The sequence below is a fragment of the Nocardia brasiliensis ATCC 700358 genome, from assembly GCF_000250675.2.
GTDB lineage: Bacteria > Actinomycetota > Actinomycetes > Mycobacteriales > Mycobacteriaceae > Nocardia > Nocardia brasiliensis_B.
Map to the genome: position 1 here is coordinate 1,670,497 of NC_018681.1, position 12,613 is coordinate 1,683,109.

The 12,613-nt window shown below is 67.5% G+C and carries 4 protein-coding genes; 2 read left to right on the forward strand and 2 right to left on the reverse strand.

The annotated features are described in order from the left end of the window. Nucleotides 1-67: 67 nt before the first annotated feature. Entirely contained in the window at nucleotides 68-2,461 is a 2,394-nt protein-coding gene (locus O3I_RS07445; protein WP_014982287.1) for an ATP-binding cassette domain-containing protein, read from the forward strand. A 113-nt stretch (nucleotides 2,462-2,574) separates the two neighbouring features. On the opposite strand, the gene O3I_RS07450 is transcribed toward O3I_RS07445, so the two are convergent. Then, the gene (locus tag O3I_RS07450) at nucleotides 2,575-3,606 is read right to left on the reverse strand and encodes an alpha/beta hydrolase (protein ID WP_051066504.1); all 1,032 of its coding nucleotides are present in this window, start codon (nucleotides 3,604-3,606) and stop codon (nucleotides 2,575-2,577) included. Between the two features lie 802 nt (nucleotides 3,607-4,408). Here O3I_RS07450 and O3I_RS07455 point away from each other — a divergent pair. Beyond that, entirely contained in the window at nucleotides 4,409-11,116 is a 6,708-nt protein-coding gene (locus tag O3I_RS07455; RefSeq protein WP_051066508.1) for a non-ribosomal peptide synthetase, read from the forward strand. A gap of 763 nt (nucleotides 11,117-11,879) precedes the next feature. Here the strand turns inward: O3I_RS07455 and O3I_RS07460 are convergent. Further along, complete coding sequence (locus tag O3I_RS07460; protein WP_014982290.1) at nucleotides 11,880-12,605, reverse strand: MerR family transcriptional regulator; 726 nt, start codon at nucleotides 12,603-12,605, stop codon at nucleotides 11,880-11,882. Nucleotides 12,606-12,613 lie beyond the last annotated feature (8 nt).

Below are 12,613 nucleotides of genomic sequence, written 5' to 3' on the forward strand. Positions count from 1 at the left end.
ATCGGGGTCGCGCCGGGCACACCGGCATCGTGCTCACGCGGCCCCGCCTAACCAAGATGGAGACAGGATGAGCAGCGCCACGAGGGCGAACTCGAAGCAGGCCGCACGCCACGCCGCGGACAGTCACGACGCGATCCGGGTGGTCGGCGCGCGCGTGAACAACCTGAAAGACGTCAGCATCGAGCTACCGAAGCGCAGGCTGACGGTGTTCACCGGTGTTTCCGGCTCGGGCAAGAGCTCTCTGGTGTTCAGCACCATCGCCGCGGAATCGCAGCGGCTGATCAACGAGACCTACAGCAGTTTCGTGCAGGGTTTCATGCCGACACTGGCCCGGCCCGAGGTCGACGTGCTGGACGGGCTGACCACCGTGATCACCGTCGACCAGCAGCGGATGGGCTCGGACCCGCGCTCCACGGTCGGCACCGCCACCGACGCCAACGCCATGCTGCGCATCCTGTTCAGCAGGCTCGGCAAGCCGCATATCGGCTCGCCGCAGGCGTACTCCTTCAACGTCGCCTCGATCAGCGGCGCGGGCGCGGTCAACATCGAGCGGGCCGGGCGCACCATCCGGGAGCGGCGCAGCTTCAGCATCACCGGCGGCATGTGCCCGCGCTGCGAAGGCCGCGGCTCGGTCTCCGATATCGATCTCACCCAGCTTTATGACGACTCCAAGTCGCTGGCCGAGGGCGCGTTCACCATCCCCGGCTGGAAATCGGACAGCTTCTGGACGGTGCGGGTCTACGCCGAGTCGGGGTTCGTCGATCCGAACAAGCCGATCCGCAAGTACACCAAGCGGGAACTCAACGATTTCCTCTACAAGGAACCGGTCAAGGTCAAGGTCGACGGCGTCAACCTCACCTACGAGGGGCTGATCCCCAAGATCCAGAAATCGTTCCTGTCCAAGGACAAGGAGTCGATGCAGCCGCACATCCGCGCGTTCGTCGAGCGCGCGGTCACCTTCACCACCTGTCCCGACTGCGCGGGCACCCGGCTCAGCGAAGAGGCCAGGTCGTCGAAGATCAAGCGCAAGAACATCGCCGACCTCTGCGCGATGGAGATCCGCGATCTGGCCGAGTGGGTGCGCGCACTGAAAGAGCCGTCGGTCCAGCCGCTGCTCGATTCGCTGGTGGCCACCCTCGACTCGTTCGTCGAGATCGGGCTCGGCTATCTCTCGCTGGAGCGGCCGTCGGGCACGCTGTCGGGCGGAGAAGCCCAGCGGGTCAAGATGATTCGCCACCTGGGCTCGGCGCTCACCGATGTCACCTACGTTTTCGACGAGCCGACCATCGGCCTGCACCCGCACGATATCCAGCGGATGAACGACCTGCTGCGGCAACTGCGCGACAAGGGCAACACGGTGCTCGTCGTGGAGCACAAGCCGGAGACGATCGTAATCGCCGACCACGTCGTCGATCTCGGTCCCGGCGCGGGTTCCGGCGGCGGCACCATCTGCTACGAGGGCTCGGTCGAGGGTCTGCGGGCCAGCGGCACCATCACCGGCCGGCATTTCGACGACCGGGCGGCGCTGAAGGAGTCGGTGCGGAAACCCACTGGCGCACTGGAGATCCGGAATGCCACACGGCACAACCTCCGGGGCGTCGACGTCGACATTCCGCTCGGGGTGCTGTGTGTCGTCACCGGTGTCGCGGGATCCGGCAAGAGCTCGCTCGTGCACGGCTCGATTCCGTCGTCCGAAGGCGTGGTCGCCGTCGACCAGACGCCGATCCGCGGTTCGCGGCGCAGCAATCCGGCCACCTACACCGGCCTGCTCGAACCGATCCGCAAGGCGTTCGCGAAGGTCAACGGCGTCAAACCCGCACTGTTCAGCGCGAATTCGGAAGGCGCGTGCCCGAACTGCAACGGCGCGGGCGTGATCTACACCGACCTCGGGATGATGGCGGGCACCGCGAGCACCTGTGATGTGTGCGAGGGCAAGCGGTTCGACGCCTCGGTGCTGGACTATCACCTCGGCGGCCGCGATATCAGCGAGGTGCTCGCCATGTCGGTGCGCGAAGCCGAGGAGTTCTTCGGCTCGGGCGAAGCGCGCATCCCCGCCGCGCACGCCATCCTGGAACGGCTGGTCGATGTCGGGCTCGGCTACCTCACCATCGGCCAGCCGCTCACCACGCTGTCCGGCGGCGAGCGGCAACGGCTCAAGCTGGCTACGCACATGGCCGACAAGGGCGGGGTCTACGTCCTCGACGAGCCGACCACCGGTCTGCACCTCGCCGATGTGGAGAACCTGCTCAACCTGCTCGACCGCCTGGTCGAGTCCGGCAAATCGGTCATCGTCATCGAGCACCACCAGGCGGTGATGGCGCACGCCGACTGGATCATCGACCTGGGGCCGGGCGCGGGCCACGACGGCGGCAAGATCGTCTTCGAAGGCACGCCCGCCGAACTCGTCGCGGCGCGGTCCACGCTCACCGGAGAACATCTCGCCGATTACGTCGGCGCCTGAGCGAGACGCGTACCGCAGACAAAGGCCGACGCTGTACGGCCCCCAGGGGGTGGGGCCGTACAGCGTCGGTCTTAGGTCGTGCTGAATCCGCTTGTGCCGCTTGCACGGTGCGATCAGCGCGGCAGGCCCATGCCCTCGGCCAGCAGCGGCCATGATTTGTGCAGGGCCTCTTCCCAATACGGCCAGTAATGCGTGCCGACCGGATTGAACTGGTAGGTGGCCGGGATCTGCAGCGAGTCCAAGCGGTTCTTCAGGTTTGCCGTGCACCCGTTGACGGCGGCCTCGATGATCACCCCGAGGCCGAGGTTCACCGCACCGGTCGGGCCCGGGGCCTTGCTCAGGTAATAGTCGACGTCCTCCAGCACCGGGATGCCGCTGCCACTGGAGATGTAAAGCAGTGTGCCGCGCAGCTTTTCGGCATTGAGTACCGGATCGTTCGCGGCCCACAGCGGGCTGTCGGCGGGGCCGTACATGTTGTCGGTGCTACCGCCGGACCACGTCTCGACCGCGAACTTGACGAACTGCCGGCCCGCGGGATCGGCCATCTGCGCGCACCCGCTGTAGGCGGCGACCGCTTTCCAGAGACCAGGCTTGGCCTCGGCCAGCTGCAACACCGAGGTGCCGGAGGTCGACAGGCCGGTCAACGCGTTGCGACCGGTGGACTGCAAAGCCTTGTCCAGCAGCGGCGGTAGTTCCTCGGTGAAGAAAGTCCGCCACTTGTTGAGTCCGAGCACCGGATCGCGCTGCCGCCAGTCGGTGTAGTAACTCGCGCGGCCGCCGATCGGCTGGATCACGTTCACCGGCTTGTCGGCCAGCCATTCGAGCGCCTTGGTCTGGGCCTGCCAGCTGGCCGTGCCCTCGCCGCCGTCGAGGCCGTTGAGCATGTAGAGGTTCGGCGCGGGTACCGACTCGTCCGCCGGGCGTTGCACATCGATCGCGACCTCGGTGTCCATCGCCGCCGAGTACACCTTCAGATGCCACAGCCGCCCCTCTTTCGTGAGGGTGGTGATGGCCGACGCCCGCTGCGGTTCGGCCGAGGCGGCCCCACCGGGCAGGCTCACCGACAGCATCGCCGCGAGGGCCACCACGGTGGTGCGCACCGCGACCCCGGCCCGCGACGATCGTCTCTTCCGTCGAACATGCATCTGTCTGCGTACTCCCTTTGCTTGCGGTGCGCCGAGCGGACCCACGGTTACCCGACCGGTTATGTCTGTCCCTACGGGAAAACTGTTACACGGCAGCGTTGTTCGGCTACGCGGGCATCTCGCTGCCGGTGCGCGATCCGCCACCGGTCTGCGGTGGGCTGCTTCGGTGAATGCATATCCATTTATGCCGGCTACATCGAGTTAAGCTGCTGCTTATTATTTCGGGTAAAGAGTCAATATGCTCGTCTCGACCATGCGGTCGGCTACGGCTTCGACTTGTTTGGCAATAAATCTCATGAATTCCTAACGATGCCCCTATCGCATATGTGGCATGGGTCACTGATCGGCGTGAGTTCGCTTGTGCCGCAAATGGCAAGCAATGGTCCGTCGGGTCTCTGGTTCAGAATATCGATTCTTATTGTTAACCACCTGGATGCGGCGCGAGCGCTGCGTTGCCACATGTGCAACCTTTCGATACCGACCGCGCGGTAGCCTTGGATGGGAGCTATCTGACAGCAACTTTCATTTGAAAACCTCGATCGGGAGTGGGAAGGTGCGGTTCATGATAAGAATCCGGCGAGCGATCGGCGGCCGTGCTGTCGACGTAGGGAAATCCGACACGCCGCGAACTGGTCAAGTGACCAATCGCGACAGCAGTCGCTGAGCAAGCTGCTGAACAAAGAAATGTGCAGGGGAGATCGAAGTGCGGGATAGCGCGTCCGTAGCGGCTGGGCCGACGCGGGAACCGAGTCGTGCGCGACGGGCGCGGGCGTCGCGGTCCGGGGGCGCCACGCTGCCGCGATTGCTGGCGGTTGCGGTGGAAGCCGATCCGGACGGGACCGCGGTCGCGTTCCGGGGCGCCGCGTTGCGCTATCGCGAGCTGGACGATCTCTCGTCGCGCTTGGCGCGCCTGCTGATCGGCCGGGGGATCGGCCCCGGGGATCTGGTCGCGGTCGTGATCGAATCCTCGGTCGAGGCGGTGCTCGTGATGTGGGCGGTGGCGAAGACCGGCGCGGGCTTTCTCGTGCTCGACCCGCACGAGTCCGAGGGGCGGGAGCGGTTGGTGACGGCCGCGGGGCCGGTCATCGGCTGTACGGCGGCGGCGACCCGCGCGAATACGCCGTCCTGGCTCCGATGGCTGGTGGTCGATGATCCCGGCGTGCGGCGCGAACTCGCCCAGTTGTCCAGTGAGCCAGTGACTTACGTGGATCGGCTCCGCCCCGTGCAGGGTGCTGACATCGCCTATCTGTCCGGGTCGTGCACCGGGGGTGGCGAAGTCGTGCCCGTGACGCAGGCCGAGGTGGCGGCGATCGGACCGCTTCTCGAGCGCGGACAGGTGCCGGGCCAACTCGGCGTCTTCTTCGGCACCGTCTTTCCGCGCACGGCGTATCCGAGCCCGGACAAGACGTTGGCCACCTTGTTCGACGAGGTGGTCCGGGCGTTCCCGGACGCCACCGCGGTGACCTGCGGTCCCGCGACGCTGACCTATCGCGAGCTCGACGTGCGGTCGAACAGGTTGGCGCGCAGGCTGATCGCGCGCGGGATCGGCCCGGAGCATGTGGTGGCGGTGGCACTGCCGCGCTCGGTGGATCTGGTGGTCGCACTCCTGGCGATCATCAAGGCGGGCGGCGGCTATCTGCCGATCGATCCGGCTTATCCGGCCGACCGGATCGCCTATCTGCTCGCCGACGCCGCACCGGCGTGCGTGCTGACCCGTGCCGGAATTACGCTGCCCGGCACCACACCCACGATCGATGTGGGCCGGGTGGTCGATCTCAACGGAGCGCCGATCGACGACGACGAGCGTGTGCTGGCCTTGCGGCCGGAGAACCTCGCGTACGTGATCTACACCTCCGGTTCCACCGGACGGCCCAAAGGCGTGCAGGTCCCGCATCGCAACGTGCTCGCGTTGTTCGCGAACACCAGGGCGCAGTTCGGCTTCGACCAGCGGGACGTGTGGACGATGTTCCACTCGTACGCCTTCGACTTCGCGGTGTGGGAGCTGTGGGGGGCGTTGCTGCACGGCGGCAAGTTGGTGGTCGTGGACTACGAAACCTCTCGCGCCCCCGGCCAATTCCTGGAATTGCTGCGTTCGGAGCGAGTTACCGTGCTGAATCAAACGCCCTCGGCGTTCTATCAGCTCGCGGAGGCGGACCGCGTGGCATCGTCAGACGACGCGGTTGATGCGCCATTGTCATTGCGGTACATCGTATTCGGTGGCGAGGCGCTCGATTTCCGGCGCGTGGACGCGTGGCAGGATCGGCACGGCCCGGGCACCCGGTTGGTGAATATGTACGGCATCACCGAGACCACCGTGCATACCACTTTTCATGCCGTCGCCATCGGTGAGCGCAGCGTAATCGGCGCTGCCATCCCCGGTTTGCGAATTCTGGTGCTCGACGACCGGATGCGTCCGGTCCCGGCGGGCGTGCCGGGGGAGATCTATGTCGCGGGCGCGCAGCTGGCGCGAGGCTACCTCGGCCGCGCCGGTCTGACCGCGGGCCGGTTCGTGGCGAACCCGTTCGCTTCCAACGGTTCCCGTCTCTATCGGTCGGGTGATATGGCCGCCTGGCAGGCCGACGGCAAGCTCGTCTACCTCGGCCGTGCCGACCACCAGGTGAAGGTGCGCGGGTTCCGCATCGAACTCGGCGAAATCGAGACCGCGCTGCTCGCTGTGGCATCGGTGCGGCAGGCGGCTGTGGTCGTCCGCGAGGACACCCCGGGTGATCGACGGATCGTCGCCTACCTGGTCGGACAGGTAGTGCCCGCGGTGGTGCGCGCCGCGGTGGCCAAGCTGCTGCCGGACCATATGGTGCCCTCGGCGATCGTCCATGTCGACGCACTGCCGCTGACCGCGCACGGCAAGCTGGACCGTAAGGCGTTGCCCGCGCCGGTCGTCGATACCGCGGTATTCCGTGCGCCGACGCACCCCCTCGAACGGACCGTCGCCGAGGTATTCGCCTCGGTCCTCGGCGATGTTCGAATCGGCTTGGACGACAACTTCTTCGCACTCGGCGGCAACTCGCTGCTGGCCGCGCAGGCCGCGGCCCGGCTCGGCGCGGCCCTGGATGCGCGCGTGCCCGCGCGGCTGCTCTTCCACGCGCCCACGGTCGCGGATCTGGCCGTCGAGGTCGGCAGGCATCTGGGCGCGGGGGCGCGCAGGCCGCTCGTGGCCGGACCGCGCCCGGAGCACATCCCGCTCTCGGTGGCCCAGCAGCGCATGTGGTTCATCAATCAATTCGACCCCGCCTCGGCGGTCTACAACATTCCGGTCGCGGTGCGGCTGACCGGCGAACTCGACCCGGCGGCGCTGCGCCTGGCGGTCGGCGATGTGATCGCACGGCACGAAACGCTGCGCACCTACTATCCGCAATCCGACGGCGTTGCCTACCAGGCGATCCTGGACCCAGCGCAGACGGCGATCGATCTCACCGTGGAAACGATCGACCCGGCGGCGGTGCTGCCGCGGATCTTCGCGGTGGCGACCACCGGATTCGATGTGGCAGTGCAGGTTCCGCTGCGAGCCGAACTGTTCCGGATCGCCGCCGGGGCCGCGACCACCGAGCACGTGCTGGTCCTCGTCGCGCATCACATCTGCAGCGACGGGTGGTCGATGCTGCCGTTGACCCGAGATGTGATGGTGGCCTACGCGGCTCGCTCGACCGGCGTCGCGCCCGAGTGGGCGCCGCTGCCGGTGCAGTACGCCGATTTCAGTGTCTGGCAGCGGGCGACCCTCGGTGCCGACACCGATCCGGACAGCTTGCTCGCGGGCCAGGCGCGGTTCTGGCGCGCCGAACTGGCCGGTGCGCCCGACGAACTCGACCTGCCGTTCGATCGGCCGCGGCCCGCGACGCGCTCGTTCGCCGGTGGGCACGTGGCCTTTTCGATCGACGGCGCGGTGTATCGCGGACTGACGGAACTGTCCCGCGAGCACAACGCGACGTTGTTCATGGTGGTGCACGCCGCTTTCGCGATCTTGCTGTCCCGGTGGTCGGGTACCGACGACATCGCCGTCGGCACGGCGGTGGCGGGGCGCGGCGAACCCGAACTCGACGATCTCATCGGCATGTTCGTCAACACGCTGGTCCTGCGTACGCGAGTGCGCGGACAGGGGAACTTCGAGGAATTGCTCGCGCGGGTCCGCGACAGCGACCTGCAGGCGTTCGCGCACGCCGACATTCCGTTCGAGCGGTTGGTCGAACTGCTCGAGCCGGACCGCTCGACCGCGCGAAATCCCTTGTTCCAGATCGGCTTGGCGTTCCAGAACCTGCCGGCGACGGCATTCGAACTACCCGGGCTGTCGGTCACCGCGGTCGATTTCGACAACGATATCGAGAAGTGCGACCTGTCCCTGGTGATCGGGGAGAGCGATGCAGGGCTCGCGGGCCGGTTCTCCTACGCGCGGGACCTGTTCGACGAAGTCACGATTCGGCACGCCGCCGAACGGTTCGCGCGGTTGCTCGCGGCGATCGTCGCTCAGCCGCGCCGGCCGGTGGGGGATCTGCCGCTGCTCGCCGCCGACGAGTACACCGCGCTCACCCGGAACCACCCCGTGCCGATGCCGCCGGGCGTGCCGATGCCGGACCTGCTGCTGCGGGGCCTGGCGCATGGGCGTGCCCGCATCGCGGTCCGCGAGAACGGCCGCTCGATCAGTTACGGCGAACTCGACGAGTACTCCTCGCGGCTGGCGCGCGTGCTGATCGATCACGGCGTGGGCCCGGAGCGACTCGTCGTCGTGGCGTTGCCGCGCGGGTACGCGATGCTCGCCGCGGCGCTGGCGGTGGGCAAAGCCGGCGGCGCCTACGTTCCGGTCGACCCGGCGTATCCGGTGGATCGGGTGCGTCACATGGTGATCGACTCGGCGGCAGTAGTGGGTGTCACCACCACTGAACACCTGGAGCGACTGCCCAGCGAGGTGACCTGGCTCGAACTCGATCATCCCGACGTCGCCGCACTCGTCGCGCGCCGCTCGGCAGCGCCGGTCACCGATATCGATCGGAGAACGCCACTGCGCCTGCACAATCCGGCATATCTGATCTACACCTCCGGGTCGACAGGGGTGCCGAAGGGGGTCGTGGTGACGCACGCGGGACTGGCCGGGTTGGTCGAGCATGCCGTGGATGAATTGGGCATTGACTCGGAACATGTTCTGTTGCATTCGATTTCGCCGAGTTTCGACCCGGCCGCGCTGGAGTGGCTGTGCGCGTTGTCGGTCGGTGCGACCTTGGTGGTGCTACCGCCCACCGTGTTCGGCGGCCCCGAGTTCGCCGCAGTGCTGCGCGACGAGCGGGTGACGCATTGCAGCGTCACTCCGGCCGTGCTCAGCACCGCCGACCCGGCTGCGGTGCCGACCCGCACGTTCCTGGTGGGCGGCGATGTCACCCCGCCCGATCTGGTGGCGAAGTGGGAGCCCGGCCGTCGCTACGTCAACGCCTACGGCCCGACCGAGGTCACCATCGCGGCCACCTTCGGTGCCCAGCACGCGGGGCGCGAAGTGACCATCGGCGGACCGGTGCGCGGGGTGACCGCGGTGGTGCTGGACGCTCGGCTGCATCCCGTACCGCCGGGCGTGACCGGCGAATTGTACTTAGCGGGTGCCACTTTGGCCCGCGGCTATCATGACCGCGCCGCGCTCACAGCGCACCGGTTCGTCGCCAACCCCTGGGGTGCGCCGGGGGAGCGGATGTTCCGGACCGGTGATCTGGTGCGCTGGTATGCGCCGAGCGACGGGCAGTCGGCACTGAAGTACGTGGGGCGCTCCGACTTCCAGGTGAAGATCCGTGGGTTCCGGATCGAACTCGGTGAAATCGACGCGGTGCTGGGCGCACCCGACGAGGTCGGGTTCGCGGTCACCGTCGGACACGAGACACCCACGGGAGAAACGGTTCTGGTCGGCTACGTGCGCGCGGCACCGGGACGCACACTCGACCCGGACCGGCTTCGCACGGAGGCCGAGCGCATTCTGCCGCGGCACATGGTGCCCGCCGCGATCGTCGTGCTCGATGAGGTACCGCTGACCCCGGTCGGCAAGCTCGATCGAAAGGCGCTGCCCGCGCCCAGCTTCGACGCGACGACGTTCCGCGCGCCGGCCACACCGACCGAGGAGATCGTGGCCGCGGTCTTCGCGGAGGTGCTCGACCTCGACCACGTCGGCGCAGACGACGACTTCTTCGCGCGCGGCGGTACCTCCCTGCGCACACTCGCCCTGCAACACGCGTTGGCGGCGCGCGGCATCGAGTTGCCGGTCGCGGCGGTGTTCGGCGCGTCCACCGTGCGTGCGCTCGCCGCGCGCATCGCGGGTCAGGAAGCTGCGGTGCACGACCCGGCCATGGTCGCCGCCGATGCGGTGCTCGCGCCGGACATCTCGGTCGACGGTCTCGCGCCGAGTCACCGCGGCGGCGCCCGTGACGTGCTGTTGACCGGTGCGACCGGGTTCGTCGGCGCGTACCTGTTGCGCGAACTACTGGACCGCACCGACGCCGTGGTGTGGTGTCTGGTGCGCGCCGAGAATGCCCGGGCCGGCCGTACGCGAATCCAGGAGGCCCTGCAGCTGTACCAGCTGTGGGACGACGCGCTGGAGACCCGGATCGTCCCGGTGCCAGGCGATCTCGCGCAACCTGCGTTCGGTCTGTCCGATACCGAACATGCCTGGCTTGCCGACCGGATCGACGTCATCTACCACAACGGTGCCCGCGTCAACCACCTCGAGCACTATTCGCGCTTGCGTGCCGCCAATGTCGAAGGAACCCGGGAAGTGCTGCGGCTGGCCACCACTCGTCGGCTCAAACCCGTGCACTTCGTCTCGACCGTCAACACCGTGATCTCGGCCGCGCCCGGGGCATCCGTGTACGAGCACACCCGGCTCGCGGCGGACGAGCTACCGGGACAGGGATACATCTCGTCCAAATGGGCTGCCGAGCAACTGATCCTGCAAGCCGCCGAGCGCGGTGTGCCCGCGCGGGTCTATCGCCCGGGATTGGTGTCCGGGGACCTTCAGGTCGGCATCAACAGCACCGACGACTCGTTCTGGAACATGATCCGCGCGGCGGTGATCCTCGGTGTCGCCCCCGACGTCGGCGCGGCGCGCATCGCACTGGTGCCGGTGACCTACGTGGCGCGGGCCATCGTCGAAATCTCGCTGAATCCCGCCACCGCCACCGCCTACCATCTGGTGAACGACGAGCCGGTGGCGATCCGCACCCTCTTCGACTGTCTGCGCCGCCACGGATTACCCATCGAGACAACAACATTCGACGACGTCCGCCGCCGCCTCACCGAACAGGCACACACCCGCTTCCAGACCGGCGACGACTCCCTGGTCCGCGCCGCCCTGCTCGGCGGCAACTTCGCCACCACCCCACCCGACCTGGTCATCGACGCCACCAACACCGCCCGCGCCCTCACCGGCAGCGCGATCACCTGCCACCCCATCGACGCCCACGCCCTGGACACCTACATCACCGCCTTCCGCCGCACCGGCTTCTTCCCCGCCCGTAACAGTTCCGGCTGACGTGCGCACAGATCCCTGCGGCAGTTGCCGTGGCGCTTCGGGATCGGTGGTTGCGGCAGTCGGTTGCCGGGTATGACGTGTGTCGTTGATGGTTCGCGTTTGGGGTTGCTGGCTGCCGGGGCGGCGTTTGCCCTGCGTTGTTGCGTTTGGGTTTTGGTTGCCGGGGCGGCGGGGCGGCGTGGGCCCTGCGTTGTTGCGTTTGGGGTAGTTGGCTGGCTCCCGAAGTTTGCCAGCTCAGTGAGGTGTTCCTGCCGCGGGAGTTACCTGGATAGTGCTGAGCGCGTCGGGTGCCGTCCCCGGCTGTAGGCGCGGGTCAGGTGCGCGATGTCGCGACCCGGCGTGGTCGTCTGGCTGTGGTGCCGTGCTCGAGCGTTCCTTGCTGGGGGCGGGCGAATGGTCTGTGGGTGCTTGGGGATCCGCACCAGTTCTCGGGATTTACACCGCTTTCGGGCGGCCAGAAAGGGTGTAGATCCCGAGAAGTGGTGCGGCTGTGGGGTCTCCGCGTGTGGACACGCACCAAGCTGTCGCTTGGTACACGCCGACCTGGGGTTCTGGCCGTGATCCGCTGCAGGTGACAGTGCGCCTAGGGGGCCTCACAGACCGTCTCTACGGTTCACAGCAGCTACAACCCCTGTGAACCGTATCGAAACTCTGTGAAGCCCACCTATCTGTCGCTTGGTACACGCCACGCCGCTCAGTCGGGCCTTCCGAGGCCCTCCCGGGCACAGGCCCGCTGCCATTGGAGTGCAACAGAATTCGCCGTCTAGCCACTGTCGAGTAGCCGGCTCACCCGAGCGAGAACGTCGAGTTGCGCGGGGTTGTACAGGTCATCGATGGCTGTGCCGATGGCCTCGGCGGCGAAGCGGCGGCCGCGGGGTGCGTCGTCGGTGGTGGTGAGCAGTCCGGGGTGGGCGGTGACCAAGGCGCGGATGAGGGGAACGGTGCGTTCGGCGAGGTCCTGTTTGGTGTGGTCGTCGGCGTCGGCGGGGAGTCGATCGAATTCGAGGGCTTCGGGTTCGGTGCGGTAGTCCTGGAACAGTTCGATGTAGGTTTCGATGCCGGCGGGTCCGAGCACTCGCGACAGCACCACGATGAAAGCCCGGTCGGCTTCGGAGAGTTCGATGTGGGCGGAGGCGGCGGCCAGCGCGGGTGGAAGTTCGGCCGGCGTGCCCTGCGTCATGGCGGTGGCGAGCTCGGTCCGGACCTGTTGCAGGCGTGCGATGTTCGCGGCCAGCTCGGCGTCCAAGGTGCGTAACGCTTGTTCCGGCGGGACGTCGGCCGTGCCCATGGCGGCGATCTGGGACAGCGAGAACCCTAGTTCGGTCAGCCGTTTGATGCGCAGCAGCCGCACGAGGTGCGCGACGCCGTAACTCTTGTAGCCGTTCGCGCGGCGTTCGGGCTCGGCGAGCAACCCGACCTCGTGGTAGTGCCGGACCGCTCGCAAAGTGGTGCCTGCCAGCTCGGCGAGCTGGCTGGTGCTCCACGCCATGGGCTGTC

Coding starts and splice junctions, on each gene's coding strand:
- O3I_RS07460 (WP_014982290.1), bottom strand. CDS start 12,605: ATGGCGTGGAGCACCAGCCAGCTCGCCGAGCTGGCAGGCACCACTTTG.
- O3I_RS07445 (WP_014982287.1), top strand. CDS start 68: ATGAGCAGCGCCACGAGGGCGAACTCGAAGCAGGCCGCACGCCACGCC.
- O3I_RS07450 (WP_051066504.1), bottom strand. CDS start 3,606: ATGCATGTTCGACGGAAGAGACGATCGTCGCGGGCCGGGGTCGCGGTG.